Raw genomic sequence first — 17,082 nt, 5'->3', positions numbered from 1 at the left:
AGCCCCTCACAGCTTCATCAGGCTGGCGTCGTCGACCGAGGCCGAGTGGCGGGAACGGAACAGCGACACGATGATCGCGAGGCCGACCACGACCTCCGCGGCGGCGACGACCATCGTGAAGAAGGCGATGATCTGGCCGTCGAGATTGCCGTGCATCCGGGAGAAGGCGACGAGCGCGAGGTTGCAGGCGTTGAGCATCAGCTCCACGCACATGAAGACGACGATCGCGTTCCGCCGGATCAGCACCCCGGCCGCGCCGATGGTGAACAACAGGGCGGCCAGGTACAGGTAGTTGACCGGATTCACTGCGCCTTCTCCTCCTCACGGTCCTGCTCGCGGTCCTGGGGCCGGGACGCCTGCGGCTCCGACGGGCCCCGGCCCAGGCGCTCCTCGGCGCGCTGCTCCAGCGCCTTGAGGTCCTCCAGTGCCTCGCGCGAGACGTCGCGGATCTGACCGCGGGCCCGCAGGGTCTGGCTGACGGTGAGCTCCGACGGCGTGCCGTCGGGCAGCAGACCGGGGATGTCCACGGCGTTGTGCCGGGCGTAGACACCGGGCGCCGGCAGCGGCGGCAGCTGCTTGCCCTCGCGTACGCGCTGCTCGGCCAGCTCCCGCTGGGTACGGGCGGGCTCGGTGCGCTCCCGGTGCGTCAGCACCATCGCGCCGACCGTGGCCGTGATGAGCAGCGCGCCGGTGATCTCGAAGGCGAAGACGTACTTGCTGAAAATCAGCGCGGCGAGGCCCTCCACATTGCCGCCGGCGTTCGCCGTGGCGAGGCCGTCGAAGGTCTTCAGCGAGGCGCTGCCGATACCGGCGATGAGCAGGATGCCGAAGCCCAGCCCGCAGCCGGCGGCCAACCAGCGCTGGCCCTTGATCGTCTCCTTGAGCGAGTCGGCGGCGGTGACGCCGACCAGCATGACGACGAAGAGGAACAGCATCATGATCGCGCCGGTGTAGACGATGATCTGGACGACGCCCAGGAAGTACGCGCCGTTGGCGAGGTAGAAGACCGCCAGGATGATCATGGTTCCGGCGAGGCAGAGCGCGCTGTGCACGGCCCTCTTCATCAGGACGGTGCACAGCGCGCCGATGACGGCGACGATGCCGAGCACCCAGAACTGGACGGCCTCGCCCGTGGACGTCGTAGACGCGGCAAGGGTGTTCATGCCCCGATCACCTTCTTCGAGGCGGGCTCGTCCTCGCCGAAGTCCGAAGCGGCCTCCTGAGGCTTCTCCTCGCCCTTGCTGACGGCGGCCTGCTGGACCGTGCCCGGCGCGGCCTCCGTCACCAGGCCCCGGTAGTAGTCCTGCTCCGTCATACCGGGGTGGATGGCGTGCGGACTGTCCACCATGCCCTCCTCCAGGCCCGCGAGGAGCTGCTCCTTGGTGAAGATGAGGTCGGCCCGGGTGGAGTCCGCCAGCTCGAACTCGTTCGTCATCGTCAGCGCCCGGGTCGGGCACGCCTCGATGCACAGGCCGCACAGGATGCAGCGGGCGTAGTTGATCTGGTAGACGCGGCCGTAGCGCTCGCCCGGGGAGTAGCGCTCCTCGTCGGTGTTGTCCGCGCCCTCGACGTAGATGGCGTCCGCCGGGCAGGCCCAAGCGCACAGCTCGCAGCCGACGCACTTCTCCAGGCCGTCCGGGTGGCGGTTGAGCTGGTGCCGGCCGTGGAAGCGCGGCGCTGTCGTCTTCTTCTGCTCCGGGTACTGCTCGGTCAGCCGCTTCTTGAACATGGCCTTGAAGGTCACGCCGAAGCCGGCGACCGGATTCTGGAAGTTACTGTCAGACACCGTCGGCCTCCTTTCCGTCACTTGTAGTGTCCGGCCCACCACTGACAATCAGCGCCCGGTCACCCCGGGGCCGTCGGCGCGGCACCGGCGGCAGGGTCTGCCCGGGCAGCGGCGGTACGGGGAAACCGCCGGCCATCGGGTCGAACGCGGCGGGCGGCTCGGCGGTCCGCTCCGCCTCCTTCGCCTTCTTGTCGCGGAAGACGTCGGCCACGAAGGAGATCAGCAGCACCGCGATCACCGCGCCCGCCACGTACAGCACGATCTGCTGGAACTCGTAGTTCTCGTTGCGCAGCGCGCGCACGGTCGCGACGAGCATCAGCCAGACGACCGAGACGGGGATGAGGACCTTCCAGCCGAGCTTCATCAGCTGGTCGTAGCGGACGCGCGGCAGCGTGCCGCGCAGCCAGATGAAGAAGAACAGCAGCAGCTGCACCTTGACGACGAACCAGAGCATCGGCCACCAGCCGTGGTTCGCGCCCTCCCAGAAGGTGGAGATCGGCCACGGGGCCCGCCAGCCGCCCAGGAAGAGCGTCACGGACACCGCCGAGACCGTCACCATGTTCACGTACTCGGCGAGCATGAACATCGCGAACTTGATGGAGCTGTACTCGGTGTTGAAGCCGCCGACCAGGTCGCCCTCGGACTCCGGCATGTCGAACGGGGCGCGGTTGGTCTCCCCGACCATCGTGACGATGTAGATGAGGAAGGAGACCGGCAGCAGGACGATGTACCAGCGGTCCGCCTGCGCCTCGACGATCGCCGACGTCGACATCGACCCCGAGTAGAGGAAGACGGACGCGAAGGCGGCGCCCATCGCGATCTCGTAGCTGATCATCTGCGCGCAGGAGCGCAGCCCGCCGAGGAGCGGGTACGTCGAGCCCGACGACCAGCCGGCCAGCACGATGCCGTAGATGCCGACGGAAGCGACGGCGAGGATGTAGAGCATCGCGATCGGCAGGTCGGTCAGCTGCATCGTGGTGCGGTGCCCGAAGATCGAGATCTCGTTGCCGGCCGGGCCGAAGGGGATCACGGCGATCGCCATGAACGCCGGGATGGCGGCGACGATCGGCGCCAGCACGTACACGACCTTGTCGGCCCGCTTGACGATCACGTCCTCCTTCAGCATCAGCTTGACGCCGTCCGCGAGGGACTGGAGGAGGCCCCAGGGGCCGTGCCGGTTCGGCCCGATGCGCAGCTGCATCCAGGCGACGACCTTGCGCTCCCACACGATGGAGAAGAGCACGGTGATCATCAGGAAGGCGAAGCAGAACACCGCCTTGATCACCACGAGCCACCAGGGGTCGCGGCCGAACATGGACAGGTCTTCCGCCGCCAGCGTGTACGGGATCATGCCTCCACCTCCGTGCGGTCCGCGGAGATCGGGGTCGCGGCGCCGATGCGCACCAGGTCACCCGGGCGGGCGCCCAGGGCCGACAGGGCGCCGCCGGGGGTCGAGTTGAGCGGGAGCCAGACCACACGGTCGGGCATCGGCGTCACCCGCAGGGGCAGCTCGACCGCGCCGGAGGGGCCCGTCACCGCCAGCAAGTCGCCGTCCTTGACGCCGGTCTCCGCCGCCGTGGCCGCCGAGAGGCGGGCGAGGGAGGCGTGGCGCGTACCCGCCAGGGCTTCGTCGCCCTGCTGGAGGACGCCGAGGTCCAGCAGCATCCGGTGACCCGCCAGCACGGCCTCGCCCGCGCCCGCGAGGGGCAGCGGGCGGCCGGACGCCACCGGGTCGGAGGCGCGCGTGCCGTCCCAGGCGCCGAGCCGGTCCAGCTCGCGGCGTACGGCCTTCACGTCCGGCAGCGCGAAATGCACGTCCAGCGTGTCGGCCAGCATGTGCAGCACGCGTGTGTCGGCCGGGGCGGGCGTCCGGGTCATGTGCTCCGGCTTCAGCGCGGCCTCGAACATCCGGACCCGGCCCTCCCAGTTGAGGAAGGTGCCGGACTTCTCGGCGACCGCGGCCACCGGGAGGACGACGTCCGCGCGCTCCGTGACCTCGCTCGGCCGCAGCTCCAGCGACACGACGAACGCCGCGTCGAGCGCCTCCCGCGCGCGTGCCGGGTCCGGCAGGTCCGCGACTTCGACGCCCCCGACGAGCAGGGCACCCAGCTCGCCGGTGGCGGCGGCCTCCACGATCTGGCCGGTGTCGCGCCCGTAGCGGTGCGGCAGTTCCCGGACGCCCCAGGCGGTGGCGACCTCCTCCCGCGCGCGCGGGTCGGTGGCGGGGCGCCCGCCCGGCAGCAGCGAGGGAAGCGCACCCGCCCACAGGGCGCCGCGCTCCCCCGCCCGGCGCGGGATCCACACCAGCTCCGCGCCGGTCGCCGTCGCGGCCCGTACGGCGGCGGTCAGCGCGCCCGGCACCGCGGCCAGCCGCTCGCCGACGACGAGCACCGCGCCGGGCTGCCGCAGCGCCTCGGCGGCGGCGGTCCCGTCCGCGTCCAGCCCCGTGCCCAGGGCCAGCGCGTCGAGCCACTCGGCCTCGGTCCCGGGCGCGGCCGGCAGCAGCGTGCCGCCCGCCTTCTCCAGGCCCCGGGTCGCGTGCGACGCGAGCGCGAAGGTCCGCTGGCCGCGCTTGCGCCAGGCCTTGCGCAGCCGCAGGAAGACGCCCGGAGCCTCCTCCTCCGCCTCCAGCCCGGCCAGCAGCACCGCCGGGGCCTTCTCCAGCGAGGTGTACGTGATCCCGTGCCCGTCCAGGTCCTTGCCGCGCCCGGCGACGCGTGCGGCGAGGAAGTCGGCCTCCTCACTGCTGTGGACACGCGCCCGGAAGTCGACGTCGTTGGTGTCGAGGGCGACGCGCGCGAACTTGGCGTACGCGTAGGCGTCCTCGACCGTCAGCCGCCCGCCCGCCAGGACGCCGGTGCGCCCCCGGACGAGCCCGCGCGCGGCCGCCTCCAGGGCCTCCGGCCAGGAAGCGGGCGCGAGGACGCCGTCCTCACCGCGTACCAGCGGCGTCGTCAGCCGGTCGCGCTGCTGCGCGTACCGGAACGCGAACCGCCCCTTGTCGCACAGCCACTCCTCGTTGACCTCCGGGTCGTTCGCGGCGAGCCGCCGCATGACCTTGCCGCGCCGGTGGTCGGTGCGCGTGGCGCAGCCGCCCGCGCAGTGCTCGCAGACCGACGGGCTGGAGACCAGGTCGAAGGGGCGGGAGCGGAACCGGTACGCGGCCGAGGTCAGCGCGCCGACGGGGCAGATCTGGATGGTGTTGCCGGAGAAGTACGACTCGAACGGGTCGCCCTCCCCGGTGCCGACCTGCTGGAGGGCGCCGCGCTCGATCAGCTCGATCATCGGGTCGCCCGCGACCTGGTTGGAGAAGCGGGTGCAGCGCGCGCACAGCACGCACCGCTCGCGGTCGAGCAGCACCTGCGTGGAGATCGGCACGGGCTTGGCGTACGTCCGCTTCCGTCCTTCGAAGCGGGAGTCGGCCTGGCCGTGCGACATGGCCTGGTTCTGCAGCGGGCACTCGCCGCCCTTGTCGCAGACCGGGCAGTCCAGCGGGTGATTGATGAGCAGCAGCTCCATCACACCCACCTGCGCCTTCTCGGCGACCGGCGAGGTCAGCTGCGTCTTGACGACCATGCCGTCCGTGCAGGTGATGGTGCAGGACGCCATCGGCTTGCGCTGGCCCTCGACCTCGACGATGCACTGCCGGCAGGCGCCGGCCGGGTCGAGCAGGGGGTGGTCGCAGAACCGGGGGATCTCGATGCCGAGCTGCTCGGCGGCCCGGATCACCAGCGTCCCCTTGGGGACGGAGATCTCGACCCCGTCGATCGTCAGCGAGACGAGGTCCTCCGGCGGGACGGCAGCCGCGCCGCCCCCGGCGGGGTTGGACGCCATGACGGTCATGCCGTCACCTCCACGTGGTTGTCCGCCCAGGCGGTCGACTTGGCCGGGTCGAAGGGGCAGCCCTTGCCCGTGATGTGCTGCTCGTACTCGTCGCGGAAGTACTTCAGCGAGGAGAAGATCGGCGAGGCGGCGCCGTCGCCGAGGGCGCAGAACGACTTGCCGTTGATGTTGTCGGCGATGTCGGCGAGCTTGTCGAGGTCGCTCATGGCGCCCTTGCCCGCCTCGATGTCGCGGAGCAGCTGCACCAGCCAGTACGTGCCTTCGCGGCACGGGGTGCACTTGCCGCACGACTCGTGGGCGTAGAACTCGGTCCACCGGGTCACGGCCCGCACCACGCACGTCGTCTCGTCGAAGCACTGCAGCGCCTTGGTGCCGAGCATCGAGCCGGCGGCGCCCACGCCCTCGTAGTCGAGCGGCACGTCGAGGTGCTCGTCGGTGAACATGGGCGTGGACGAGCCGCCGGGCGTCCAGAACTTCAGCCGGTGGCCGGGCCGCATGCCGCCGCCCATGTCGAGCAGCTGGCGCAGGGTGATGCCGAGCGGCGCCTCGTACTGGCCGGGCGAGGCGACATGGCCGCTGAGCGAGTACAGCGTGAAGCCCGGGGACTTGTCGCTGCCCATCGACTTGAACCAGTCCTTGCCCCGGTTCAGGATCGCGGGAACCGACGCGATCGACTCGACGTTGTTCACCACAGTGGGGCACGCGTAGAGACCGGCGACCGCGGGGAAGGGGGGACGCAGCCGGGGCTGGCCACGACGGCCTTCGAGCGAGTCGAGCAGCGCGGTCTCCTCACCGCAGATGTACGCGCCCGCGCCCGCGTGCACGGTGAGTTCGAGGTCGAGTCCGCTGCCGAGGATGTTCGTGCCGAGGTAGCCCGCCGCGTACGCCTCCCGCACGGCCTCGTGCAGCCGGCGCAGGACGGGGACGACCTCGCCGCGCAGGTAGACGAAGGCGTGGTTCGACCGGATCGCGTAACAGGCGATCACGATCCCCTCGATGAGGGAATGCGGGTTCGCGAAGAGGAGCGGGATGTCCTTGCAGGTCCCGGGCTCCGATTCGTCGGCGTTGACAACAAGATAGTGCGGCTTGCCGTCGCCCTGCGGGATGAACTGCCACTTCATGCCGGTGGGGAAGCCCGCGCCGCCCCGGCCGCGCAGGCCGGAGTCCTTGACGTACGCGATGACGTCGTCGGGCGACATGGCGAGGGCCTTGCGCAGCCCCTCGTACCCGTCGTGCCGCTTGTACGTCTCCAGCGTCCAGGAGTGCGGATCATCCCAGAACGCCGACAGGACCGGCGACAGCAGCTTCTCGGGGCTGGTCATCTCGGTGGCCAACGTCATCACTCCCCCTCCTCGGTGACCGGGCCGGACGGGTGCTGCGGGTCGGAGGCCGAGGTCGGCTGCGGCGCGTCATGCGAGCTGAGGTGGCCGGAGCCGGGCGCCGGGTCGTCCTGCGGGGCCTCGCCGCGCGGGTGGACCACGCGCGCGCCGGGTGCGGCCTCGCCCTTGGCGAGCCGGAGCCCGACGAGCGAGGCGGGGCCCGCGCCGCCCGTCGCCTCGACCGCGCCGGGGCGCTCGTCCGGGAAGCCGGCCAGGATGCGGGCGGTCTCCTTGTACGTGCACAGGGGCGCGCCGCGGGTCGGGGTGACCGGGCGGCCGGCGCGCAGGTCGTCGACGAGCCGCTTGGCGGTCTCGGGCGTCTGGTTGTCGAAGAACTCCCAGTTGACCATCACCACGGGGGCGAAGTCGCAGGCGGCGTTGCACTCGATGTGTTCGAGGGTGACCTTGCCGTCCGGGGTCGTCTCGTTGTTGCCGACGCCGAGGTGCTGCTTCAGCTCGTCGAAGATGGCGTCGCCGCCCATGACGGCGCACAGGGTGTTGGTGCACACCCCGACCTGGTAGTCGCCGGAGGGCTTGCGCCGGTACATGGTGTAGAAGGTGGCGACGGCGGTGACCTCGGCGGTGGTCAGGCCGAGTGTCTCCGCGCAGAACCTCATGCCGGTGCGCGAGACGTAGCCCTCCTCCGCCTGCACCAGGTGCAGCAGCGGCAGCAGCGCGGAGCGGCTGTCGGGGTAGCGGGCGACGATCTCCTTGGCGTCCGCGTCCAGCCGGGCCCGCACCTCGGCGGGGTAGTCCGGGGCGGGGAGCTGCGGCATCCCCAAACCGACCTGTTGATTAGCGGTCACCGGTCGACGCCTCCCATCACGGGGTCGATGGACGCGACGGCGACGATGACGTCGGCGACCATGCCGCCCTCGCACATCGCCGCCATGGCCTGCAGGTTGGTGAACGACGGGTCGCGGAAGTGGACCCGGTAGGGGCGGGTGCCGCCGTCGGAGACGACGTGCGCGCCGAGCTCGCCCTTGGGCGACTCGACCGCGGTGTACGCCTGCCCGGGCGGGACCCGGAAGCCCTCGGTCACCAGCTTGAAGTGGTGGATCAGGGCCTCCATGGAGGTGCCCATGATCTTCTTGATGTGGTCCAGCGAGTTGCCGAGGCCGTCCGGTCCGAGGGCGAGCTGCGCGGGCCAGGCGATCTTCTTGTCGGCGACCATCACCGGGCCGGGCTCCAGCCGGTCGAGGCACTGCTCGACGATCCGCAGCGACTGGCGCATCTCCTCCAGCCGGATGAGGAAGCGGCCGTACGCGTCGCAGGTGTCGGCGGTCGGGACGTCGAACTCGTACGTCTCGTAACCGCAGTACGGGTCGGTCTTCCGCAGGTCGTGCGGGAGGCCGGCGGAGCGCAGGATCGGGCCGGTGACGCCGAGGGCCATGCAGCCGGCCAGGTCGAGGTAGCCGATGTCCTGCATGCGGGCCTTGAAGACGGGGTTGCCGGTGGCGAGCTTGTCGTACTCCGGCAGGTTCCGCTTCATCGTCTTCACGAACTCGCGGAGCTGGTCGACGGCGCCGGGCGGCAGGTCCTGGGCGAGGCCGCCGGGCCGGATGAACGCGTGGTTCATGCGCAGGCCGGTGATCAGCTCGTACAGGTCCAGGATCAGCTCGCGGTCCCGGAAGCCGTAGATCATGATCGTGGTGGCGCCGAGCTCCATGCCGCCGGTGGCGATGCACACCAGGTGGGAGGAGAGGCGGTTGAGCTCCATCAGCAGCACGCGGATGACGGAGGCGCGGTCGGGGATCTGGTCCTCGATGCCGAGCAGCTTCTCCACGCTCAGGCAGTACGCCGCCTCGTTGAAGAACGGCGTCAGGTAGTCCATGCGCGTGACGAACGTGGTGCCCTGCGTCCAGGTCCGGAATTCGAGGTTCTTCTCGATGCCGGTGTGGAGGTAGCCGATGCCGCAGCGGGCTTCGGTGACGGTCTCGCCGTCGAGCTCCAGGATGAGCCGGAGCACGCCGTGCGTGGACGGGTGCTGGGGGCCCATGTTGACGACGATCCGCTCGTCGTCGGCCTTGACCGCGGACTCGGCGACCTCGTCCCAGTCGCCGCCGGTGACCGTGTAGACGGTCCCCTCGGTGGTCTCGCGGGACTCGGCCTGGGGGGCGTGGGGATGGTGCGTCCCAGAGGGACTCGATGAGGGGCGGTGGCCGGGAGACGGGTGGGCGTGTGGGGTGGTCACGAGTACGACCTCCGCTGGTCCGGAGCCGGGATCTGGGCGCCCTTGTACTCGACGGGAATGCCGCCGAGGGGGTAGTCCTTGCGCTGCGGGAAGCCCTGCCAGTCGTCCGGCATCATGATCCGGGTCAGGGCGGGGTGGCCGTCGAAGATCAGGCCGAAGAAGTCGTACGCCTCGCGCTCGTGCCAGTCGTTGGTCGGGTAGACCTCGACGAGCGAGGGGATGTGCGGGTCCGCGTCCGGCGCCGACACCTCCAGCCGGATGAGCCGGCCGTGGGTGAGCGAGCGCAGGTGGTAGACGGCGTGCAGCTCGCGGCCCTTGTCGCCGGGGTAGTGGACGCCGCTGACGCCCGTACAGAGCTCGAAGCGCAGGGCGGGGTCGTCGCGCAGGGTGCGGGCGACGCGGACCAGGTGCTCGCGGGCGATGTGGAAGGTGAGCTCGCCGCGGTCGACGACCGTCTTCTCGATGGCGTTCTCGGGGACGAGCCCCTGTTCCTCCAGGGCGCCCTCGAGCTCGTCGGCGACCTCGTCGAAGTACCCGCCGTAGGGGCGGGTGGCCTCGCCGGGGAGGCGGATGGAGCGGACGAGGCCGCCGTAGCCGGAGGTGTCGCCGCCGTTGTTCGCGCCGAACATGCCGCGTTGGACGCGGATCTCCTCACCGCCCTGGCCCCGCTGCCCGGGGAGGTTCTGCGCGCTGAGTTCCTGGTCCGGATTGGGCTGTGACTCGCTCACCTCAGCAGGCCCTTCATCTCGATCGTCGGCAGCGCCTTCAGCGCCGCCTCCTCCGCCTCGCGGGCCGCTTCCCGCGCGTTGACGCCGAGCTTGGAGCCCTGGATCTTCTGGTGGAGCTTGAGGATCGCGTCCATCAGCATCTCCGGACGCGGCGGGCAGCCCGGCAAATAGATGTCAACGGGAACAATGTGGTCAACACCCTGCACAATCGCGTAGTTGTTGAACATTCCGCCCGACGATGCACACACCCCCATGGAGATCACCCACTTCGGGTTGGGCATCTGGTCGTAGACCTGGCGCAGGACGGGCGCCATCTTCTGGCTCACCCGGCCGGCCACGATCATCAGGTCGGCCTGGCGCGGTGAGCCGCGGAAGACCTCCATGCCGAAACGCGCCAGGTCGTACCGCCCGGCGCCGGTCGTCATCATCTCGATGGCGCAGCAGGCGAGACCGAAGGTCGCGGGGAAGACGGACGCCTTGCGCACCCAGCCCGCGGCCTGTTCGACCGTCGTCAGCAGAAAACCGCTCGGCAGCTTCTCTTCGAGTCCCATGTCGGTGCCCCTCAGCCCCTTAAGTCCTCTTGCCTCTTGGTCCTCAGTCCCAGTCCAGGCCGCCGCGCCGCCATACGTACGCGTAGGCGACGAAGACGGTGAGCACGAAGAGCAGCATCTCCACGAGCCCGAACAGCCCGAGTGCGTCGAAGCTGACGGCCCAGGGGTAGAGGAAGACGATCTCGATGTCGAAGACGATGAAGAGCATCGCCGTCAGGTAGTACTTGATGGGGAAGCGGCCGCCACCGGCTGGTGTCGGCGTCGGCTCGATACCGCACTCGTACGCCTCAAGCTTCGCCCTGTTGTACCGCTTTGGGCCGATAAGCGTGGCCATGACCACGGAGAAGATCGCAAACCCTGCCCCGAGGGCGCCGAGCACGAGGATGGGCGCGTAGGCATTCACGCTCCTCGCTCCTTCCAGTCGTCCTTGACCGTTGGACCGCACCGGGCATTCGTCTCGCCGCCTCGCGAAGATCGTGTACATGTGAGGCAGTTCACAAGCCCGACTGCTTCGCATCCTATGCCCGCCGATCTGTGATCTGCGACACGGGGTACGACAACGTCTTTGTGATCTCCACCACCTGGCGAAGGATCATGAATTCGGATGAACGGTGATCTTGGTACGCGGCGTGGCCGAATGACCCCATACCGTGACACTGAAGGGGGTTACCGCTGGTCGCGAGGGGTGTGCCCTATCAAGAGATGGCACCTACAGGCAAATTCGCCATGGACTCTCCCGGGTGATAAAGGAGCTTCACCTCACTCGCCCGAGGGGCTCGCCTGGACCGAAGTGGACGCGTGCGCGTTTTCACGATCTTTCGGGCCCCTCACCGCGCCCCGAGCCGTGATCACTCCGTGACCTGCGTCACAGGATTCGCCCCTCGCCAATAGCGGGCTTGGCCACCGGAGCGCCGGAGTGGTAAGCGCGCGGCAATTCGGGCGTTTCGCGGAAAGCCCATGATCACGGCCTTGATCACGACAGTCCGCATTGTCCGTTACGGCGTCAATAAGGGTCCCGATGAAGCGGATTCGGGCATTCCACGCGCAACTGTGGCGCAACCCACGTTTCTTGAAGGGAACCGCACCGCCCTGATAGCGGTTGTACTCATGTCCCACACCGCTCACATACCCAGCCACCGGAAGCCCCGCCGCAGCGCCTCGAAGCTCTCGCTGCGCGCCGGAGTTGCCGGTGGCGTCCTCAGCACCGTCGCGGTGGCCGGTGCCGCCGGCCCGGCCCAGGCCGAGCCGGTGACCGAGACCATCGAGATGCCCGCGCTCAACGGAGACCTCTCCGCGGGTCTGTCGAGCGCTGTCGCCGCCTCCGCCGAGGCGACCCAGCAGATCGCCCTCGACACCGAGCTCCAGGCCGCGGAGGACGCCGCGGCGGCCAAGGCCGCCAAGGACGCCAAGAAGGCCAAGCAGGAGGCCGAGCGCAAGGCGGAGGCCGAGCGCAAGGCCGAGGAGCGGGCCCGCGCCGAGGCCCAGGAGCGCGCCAACCGCTCCTCCGAGCGCACCACGCTCTCCGCCTCGGGTTCCGGCTCCGCCATCGGCTCGGACGAGGGCGGTTCCGTCTCCGCGCCCGCCACCGGCTCCGCCGCGGCGATCATCGCCTTCGCCCGCGCCCAGGTCGGCGACGCGTACGTCATGGGCGGCACCGGCCCCAACTCCTGGGACTGCTCCGGCCTCGTGCAGGCCGCGTACCGCCAGGCCGGCATCGACCTGCCGCGCGTGTCGGGCGCGCAGTCGAGCATGGGCACCTCGGTCTCGCTCGACAACCTCCAGCCCGGCGACATCCTCTACTGGGGCAGCCGGAGCGGCTCGTACCACGTGGCGATCTACTCCGGCGGTGGCATGTTCATCGGCGCGCAGAACCCCGGCACCGGTGTCGTCGAGCGCCCGCTCGACTACGACCCGCCGTCCGGCGCGGTCCGCCTGCTCTGATCCAGGGCCACACACGCCGAAGGGCCGTCGCTCCCCCGCTCGGGGTGGGAGCGACGGCCCTTCGGCGTTGAGCAGGCCGCCCTATACTCCAGAGTCCGGCGCAGAGGTGAGGGGGAACCTTTGGGCAGAAACGCCACGACCGAGGACAAGCTCGCGCGGGACCTCTATGTGATCGCCGTCCAGGACGCCGCCTGGACCCCCGCGGCCGTCTGCCGCCGACTGGGCTGGAGCAGCGAGGAGTACGCCGCCGCCGTCCAGGTCCTCTTCGAGCTGGGGCTGCTGGTACGCACCACCGCGACCCCGAGCGGCTGGGCGTGTGTGTCGTCCGAGTCCGCGCTCGACCATCTGCTGGCGGCCGACGCCCGGCACGTCGAGGCGCTCATCGAGCAGAGCACCCGGACCCGCGAGGCGATGGCCCGCATGCTCACCGACTTCCATCCGATCCACGCCCAGCGGGTGTCGGGTACGCAGGCGACGCTGGTCGAGGGAACGGCCAACATCGCGGCCGCCCTGGAGGACGCCGCCCAGCAGGCCCACGAGGAGGTCGTCTCACTCCATCCGGGGCGCGGGGTGTCCGCGCACATGGTCGAGGACGGGCTGGCCCGGGACCGGCGGGTGCTGCGGCGCGGGGTCGCGATGCGGACGGTCCACCTGGCGTCGTCCGCCGCGATGCCGCACATGGCCGCTTACTTGCGGGAGGTGAGGAAGGCCGGCGGTCAGGTACGGACGGCGGTGACGCTGCCGCACCGGCTGATCGTGGTCGACCGGCACCTCGCGATCGTGTCGGCGACCGGGCGGGACGGCCAGCCCGCGGCGGTGGTCGTGTACGACCCGTCGCTGGTGGAGGTGTTCCGCTCCCAGTTCGAGCACGCGTGGGCCGAGGCCGCGGACTTGGGGGCCGCCGCGCCCGAGGAGGCCACCACCGGGCAGCCCGACAAGAGGCAGCGGGCGGTGCTGCGGCTCCTGGCGGAGGGCCTGACGGACGAGGCGGTCGGCCGCCGGCTGGGCGTCTCCGACCGGACCGTGCGCCGCCTGGTGGGCGACCTCACGGTCGCGCTCGGCGCCACGAGCCGCTTCCAGGTCGCGGTCCTCGCCGAACGCGCGGGCTGGCTGGCGCCGGAGCCGGCGGAGTCGGCGGAGACCGCGGAACCCGACGCCCCCGGGGCGGCCGACACCGCGACGGCCCACTGACCACAGCGCCGAAAGCCCCCCGCGGGCCGCGAGACCGGGCTCTACGACGGTGCCGGGAGGTGCGGTTCGCGCGGCGGCGCGGTGGCCCTGGACGGCGGAGGCACGGCCGCCCCGGGAGTGCGCGGCACCCCGAGCCCGACCCCGGCAGGCGCCGAACCGCCGGAACCACCGGACGCCGTGCCACCGGAGGCGCCGGACGCCGGACCGCCGGGCGCCGAGCCGTCGGCGCCGTCGGGTGTCCCGGTGCGGCGGCCCGCGCGGAGCAGTGCGTGGGCCAGGATGCCGGCGAGCAGGCCCCAGAAGGGTGAGCCGATGCCCGCGATCGTCACGCCGGAGGCCGTCGCCAGGAAGGTGATGACGGACGCCTCGCGGTCGCGCTCGCTCGCGACCGTCCGCGCGAGACTGCCCGAGATCGCCCCGAACAACGCCACCCCGGCGAGGGTGGCGACCAGCGCCCCCGGCAGCCCGGTGAACACCGCCACCAGGGTCGAGCCGAAGCAGCCCACCACCACGTACCCCAGCCCGCAGCTGATACCGGCGATCCACCGCTTGGCCGGGTCCCGGTGCGCGTCGGGACCGGTGCAGATCGCGGCGGTGATGGCCGCCGGGTTGACGGCGTGCGAGCCGAACGGGGCGAGCAGCACCGACACCGCGCCCGTCGTCCCGCAGACCACCCGCTCGTCGGGCCGGTACCCGTCGGCGCGCAGCACCGCCATGCCCGGCGCGTACTGCCCGGCCAGTGTCGCCACCAGCAGCGGCACGCCGATCCCGACGAGCGCGCCCACCGAGAACTCCGGCACGGTGAAGTGCGGTGCCGCCAACCCCGCGCCCGAGACGTCCACCTCCAGGCCGCCCGTGGCGCCGGCGACGGCGACCCCGGCGACCAGCGCGCAGACCACCGCGTACGTCGGCACGAAGCGTCGGGCGAGCAGGTAGCCGAGGAGCATCGCGCCCGCGAGCAGCGGGGCCGTGCGCAGGGAGGTGAAGACCGAGGTGCCGAACGAGAACAGCGTCCCGGCGAGCATCGCCGAGACCACTCCCTCCGGTATCCGGGCCAGCACCCGCGCGAAGACCCCGGTCGCCGTCAGGGCCGTGGCGGCCGCGCCCGCCGCGAGGAAGGCGCCGACGGCCTCGGCGTACCCGTGCTGCGGCAGCGCGGTGACCAGGATCGCGGCGCCCGGCGTCGAGAACGCCGTGATCACCGGGGCGCGGCTCCACCAGCTCAGCCCGATGCAGGTCAGTCCCGCCCCCATGGAGACGGCCCAGACCCACGACGAGCTCTGCGCCCCGGTGAGCCCCGCGGCGTCCGCCGCGGCGAGCACGAGGGCGAGCGGTCCGGCGTACGAGACGACCATCGCCACGAGGCCCGCGGTGACGGCGGTCAGCGGCCAGGAGAACCGTGGCCGCGCGGCCTTCTTCGTACGCACAGGTTCGTCAGCCCCAGATGAAGGAGAAAGCGGAAAGGAACATGCGGACACCTCCCCCGAGGATCCCCGTAGATGTCGTCGCGCGCCTCCATGCTCCAGCACGGCCGGCCCCGGGCGGGCCGCAGGGAGGCGTCCGCTTCCGGCCGCGTCCCCCACCGGCCAGCCCCCGCGTGTGTCCGGCACGGGTCATGGACGTTTCCGGACCCTCGACATGCCTGGTGGCGGCCGCTGTCGGCGACCCAGACTCCACGGCATGACGACGTACGCAGAACCCCGTGCCGACCTCGCGCCCCTGACCCTCGAACCGCGTGACACCGCCCGCTTGGAGGCGCTGATACACGAAGCCGGGCGCCTCGCGGGTCCGCTGGAACAGACGCTGCAGTCCGCCGCCTTCGCGGCGCTGGCCGAACGGCTGCCGGCCCCGCTGCGCGAGGCCGTCGAGTCCTTCCGCGACACCCCGCCGGACCACGGTCTGATGGTGGTGCGCGGGCTGCCGGTCGGTGCGATCCCGGCCACCCCCGACACCTACGGCTCCAACGTGCTGGGCGAGACCCACCCCTCCAGCCTGCTCGTCGCGCTCGTGGCGCACCCGCTCGGCGGCCTGATCGGGTACGAGGACGAGAAGTCCGGCGCGCTGGTGCACGACGTGTACCCGGTCGCCTCGGACGCCGCGAAGCCGCTCAACTCCGGCTCCTCGCTCTTCGACTTCCACACCGAGAACGTCCACCACCCGGTGCGCCCCAGCCACCTCGGCCTGCTGTGCCTGCGCCCCGACCACGACCGGCGGGCCGCCACCATGGTCGCCTCGGTGCGCGAGGCCGAGCCGCTGCTGTCGGCGGCCGACCGTGCGATGCTGCGCACCGACCGCTACCGCAGCCGCTTCCCGCTCTCCTTCACGCGGGGCCTCGGCGAGGACGAGCGGCCGGTCACCGATCCGCACCCGGTGCTGACGGACGGCCCGACCGGCACCAACGTCCGGTTCAACATGCACAACACCTTCGGCACCGACGCCGAGGCGCAGGCCGCCCTGGAGCGGCTCAACGCGGCCATGCACACGGTGCACCGGGCGGTGCGCGCCGATCGCGGCGAGCTGCTGCTGGTCGACAACCGGATCGTGGTGCACGGCCGCAGCGACTTCACGCCGCGCTACGACGGGAACGACCGCTGGCTGCGCCGCTTCTACCCGTACCCGGGCGAGCTGACGGACGACGTCCTCGTCCGCTCCGGCGGGCGGGTGCTGAGCAAGGACAGTTACGCACGTGCATGACCTGACCCTCACCACGGCGGTGATGCTCTGCGTCGCCGCCGCGCTGGCGGGGTGGGTGGACGCGGTGGTCGGCGGCGGCGGCCTGCTCCAGGTGCCCGCCCTGCTGATCGCCTTCCCCCACCTCGCGCCCGCGTACGCGCTGGGCACCAACAAGGCCGTCGGTGTCGTCGGCACGTCGGCGGCGGCGATGACGTACGTGCGCAAGGCGCCCGTCGACGTCCGGCTCGCCGTCCGGCTCGGCGGGGTCGCGGCCCTGGCGGCGGTCGGCGGGGCGTTCTTCGCGGCCGGCGTCAACAGCGAGGTCCTGCGCCCCGTGATCATGGTGCTGCTGGTGGCGGTGGCGGCCTTCGTCGTGCTGCGCCCGCAGTTCGGGCGGAAGCCGGGCGGTGCGCCGGCCACCCGGCGGCGGATCGTCACGGCGATCGTCGTGGTCGGCGCCGGCATCGGCTTCTACGACGGCCTGCTCGGCCCGGGCACCGGAACCTTCCTGGTGATCGGCCTGGTGGCGCTGCTCTCCATGGACATGGTGACCGCCTCCGCGACCGCCAAGGTCGTCAACGTCGGCACCAATCTGGGTGCCCTGGCGATGTTCACCGCCCAGGGCACCGTGCTGTGGGCCCTCGCGCCGTTCATGGCGCTGTTCAACCTGGCGGGCGCCTCCGTGGGCGCGCGCATGGCACTCAAGCGCGGCAGCGGTTTCGTACGGGCCGTGATGCTCGTCGTCGTGGTCGCGCTCGTCGGCAAGCTCGCACTCGACCAGTGGGGGAAGTGAGTC

General features: G+C 71.3%; 16 protein-coding genes. 4 read left to right on the top strand and 12 right to left on the bottom strand.

All coding sequences use genetic code 11. The annotated features are described in order from the left end of the window. Positions 1–6: 6 nt before the first annotated feature. From nuoK to AB0A69_RS29330, 11 genes are read right to left on the bottom strand one after another with little or no spacing between them, the layout of a single operon-like run. Positions 7–306 carry an NADH-quinone oxidoreductase subunit NuoK gene (gene nuoK, locus AB0A69_RS29380; protein ID WP_064070011.1) on the bottom strand — a complete coding sequence of 100 codons (300 nt, stop codon included), beginning with the start codon at positions 304–306 and terminating at the stop codon, positions 7–9. Then, positions 303–1,163, bottom strand: coding sequence for an NADH-quinone oxidoreductase subunit J (locus AB0A69_RS29375; protein ID WP_361428315.1), 861 nt, complete (start codon positions 1,161–1,163; stop codon positions 303–305). Before AB0A69_RS29375 ends, nuoK begins: the two co-directional genes overlap by 4 nt. Further along, the gene (nuoI, locus tag AB0A69_RS29370; RefSeq protein ID WP_361428313.1) at positions 1,160–1,786 is read right to left on the bottom strand and encodes an NADH-quinone oxidoreductase subunit NuoI; all 627 of its coding nucleotides are present in this window, start codon (positions 1,784–1,786) and stop codon (positions 1,160–1,162) included. The genes AB0A69_RS29375 and nuoI overlap by 4 nt, the downstream gene beginning before the upstream one ends. Beyond that, complete coding sequence (gene nuoH, locus AB0A69_RS29365; protein WP_361428311.1) at positions 1,779–3,137, bottom strand: NADH-quinone oxidoreductase subunit NuoH; 1,359 nt, start codon at positions 3,135–3,137, stop codon at positions 1,779–1,781. Before nuoH ends, nuoI begins: the two co-directional genes overlap by 8 nt. Then, positions 3,134–5,629: an NADH-quinone oxidoreductase subunit G gene (locus tag AB0A69_RS29360; protein ID WP_361428309.1), complete on the bottom strand. Its 2,496-nt coding sequence runs from the start codon at positions 5,627–5,629 to the stop codon at positions 3,134–3,136. Before AB0A69_RS29360 ends, nuoH begins: the two co-directional genes overlap by 4 nt. Continuing rightward, the gene (gene nuoF / locus AB0A69_RS29355) at positions 5,626–6,969 is read right to left on the bottom strand and encodes an NADH-quinone oxidoreductase subunit NuoF (RefSeq protein WP_361428307.1); all 1,344 of its coding nucleotides are present in this window, start codon (positions 6,967–6,969) and stop codon (positions 5,626–5,628) included. The genes AB0A69_RS29360 and nuoF overlap by 4 nt, the downstream gene beginning before the upstream one ends. Continuing rightward, on the bottom strand, positions 6,969–7,784 hold the full coding sequence (nuoE, locus tag AB0A69_RS29350) for an NADH-quinone oxidoreductase subunit NuoE (protein ID WP_361428305.1): 816 nt from the start codon (positions 7,782–7,784) through the stop codon (positions 6,969–6,971). The genes nuoF and nuoE overlap by 1 nt, the downstream gene beginning before the upstream one ends. A gap of 26 nt (positions 7,785–7,810) precedes the next feature. Further along, complete coding sequence (locus AB0A69_RS29345; protein WP_361428303.1) at positions 7,811–9,202, bottom strand: NADH-quinone oxidoreductase subunit D; 1,392 nt, start codon at positions 9,200–9,202, stop codon at positions 7,811–7,813. Beyond that, on the bottom strand, positions 9,199–9,930 hold the full coding sequence (locus tag AB0A69_RS29340; RefSeq protein WP_361428301.1) for an NADH-quinone oxidoreductase subunit C: 732 nt from the start codon (positions 9,928–9,930) through the stop codon (positions 9,199–9,201). The genes AB0A69_RS29345 and AB0A69_RS29340 overlap by 4 nt, the downstream gene beginning before the upstream one ends. Then, positions 9,927–10,481, bottom strand: coding sequence for an NADH-quinone oxidoreductase subunit B (locus AB0A69_RS29335; protein ID WP_064070020.1), 555 nt, complete (start codon positions 10,479–10,481; stop codon positions 9,927–9,929). The genes AB0A69_RS29340 and AB0A69_RS29335 overlap by 4 nt, the downstream gene beginning before the upstream one ends. 43 nt (positions 10,482–10,524) lie before the next feature. Continuing rightward, a complete protein-coding gene (locus tag AB0A69_RS29330; RefSeq protein ID WP_031077122.1) occupies positions 10,525–10,884 on the bottom strand; it encodes an NADH-quinone oxidoreductase subunit A in 360 nt (119 codons plus the stop codon). Positions 10,885–11,588: 704 nt separating this feature from the next. On the opposite strand from AB0A69_RS29330, the gene AB0A69_RS29325 reads away from it, so the two are divergent. After that, positions 11,589–12,422 carry a C40 family peptidase gene (locus tag AB0A69_RS29325; protein WP_361428298.1) on the top strand — a complete coding sequence of 278 codons (834 nt, stop codon included), beginning with the start codon at positions 11,589–11,591 and terminating at the stop codon, positions 12,420–12,422. Between the two features lie 120 nt (positions 12,423–12,542). Then, on the top strand, positions 12,543–13,613 hold the full coding sequence (locus tag AB0A69_RS29320) for a helix-turn-helix domain-containing protein (protein WP_361428296.1): 1,071 nt from the start codon (positions 12,543–12,545) through the stop codon (positions 13,611–13,613). 41 nt (positions 13,614–13,654) lie between these two features. On the opposite strand, the gene AB0A69_RS29315 is transcribed toward AB0A69_RS29320, so the two are convergent. Continuing rightward, positions 13,655–15,040 (bottom strand): benzoate/H(+) symporter BenE family transporter, encoded by a 1,386-nt coding sequence (locus AB0A69_RS29315; RefSeq protein WP_361428294.1) that lies wholly within the window; start codon positions 15,038–15,040, stop codon positions 13,655–13,657. A gap of 253 nt (positions 15,041–15,293) precedes the next feature. Here AB0A69_RS29315 and AB0A69_RS29310 point away from each other — a divergent pair, with 253 nt between their 5' ends. Together AB0A69_RS29310 and AB0A69_RS29305 are read left to right on the top strand one after the other, a co-directional pair. After that, positions 15,294–16,307 carry a TauD/TfdA family dioxygenase gene (locus AB0A69_RS29310; protein ID WP_361428292.1) on the top strand — a complete coding sequence of 338 codons (1,014 nt, stop codon included), beginning with the start codon at positions 15,294–15,296 and terminating at the stop codon, positions 16,305–16,307. Beyond that, the gene (locus AB0A69_RS29305; protein ID WP_361428290.1) at positions 16,300–17,079 is read left to right on the top strand and encodes a TSUP family transporter; all 780 of its coding nucleotides are present in this window, start codon (positions 16,300–16,302) and stop codon (positions 17,077–17,079) included. The genes AB0A69_RS29310 and AB0A69_RS29305 overlap by 8 nt, the downstream gene beginning before the upstream one ends. Positions 17,080–17,082: the final 3 nt, after the last annotated feature.

Origin of the sequence: Streptomyces sp. NPDC045431, from assembly GCF_040646655.1 — a bacterium.
In the GTDB taxonomy this organism is placed as follows: Bacteria; Actinomycetota; Actinomycetes; order Streptomycetales; family Streptomycetaceae; genus Streptomyces.
Note: the sequence above shows the minus strand (reverse complement) of the source record. Positions and strands in the feature narration are given on the sequence as shown.

Excerpts from the sequence above, each read along its gene's own strand:
- AB0A69_RS29325 (WP_361428298.1), top strand. The coding sequence starts at position 11,589 with ATGTCCCACACCGCTCACATACCCAGCCACCGGAAGCCCCGCCGCAGC.
- AB0A69_RS29335 (WP_064070020.1), bottom strand. The coding sequence starts at position 10,481 with ATGGGACTCGAAGAGAAGCTGCCGAGCGGTTTTCTGCTGACGACGGTC.
- AB0A69_RS29375 (WP_361428315.1), bottom strand. The coding sequence starts at position 1,163 with ATGAACACCCTTGCCGCGTCTACGACGTCCACGGGCGAGGCCGTCCAG.
- nuoF (WP_361428307.1), bottom strand. The coding sequence starts at position 6,969 with ATGACGTTGGCCACCGAGATGACCAGCCCCGAGAAGCTGCTGTCGCCG.
- AB0A69_RS29310 (WP_361428292.1), top strand. The coding sequence starts at position 15,294 with ATGACGACGTACGCAGAACCCCGTGCCGACCTCGCGCCCCTGACCCTC.
- nuoE (WP_361428305.1), bottom strand. The coding sequence starts at position 7,784 with ATGCCGCAGCTCCCCGCCCCGGACTACCCCGCCGAGGTGCGGGCCCGG.
- AB0A69_RS29360 (WP_361428309.1), bottom strand. The coding sequence starts at position 5,629 with ATGACCGTCATGGCGTCCAACCCCGCCGGGGGCGGCGCGGCTGCCGTC.
- nuoH (WP_361428311.1), bottom strand. The coding sequence starts at position 3,137 with ATGATCCCGTACACGCTGGCGGCGGAAGACCTGTCCATGTTCGGCCGC.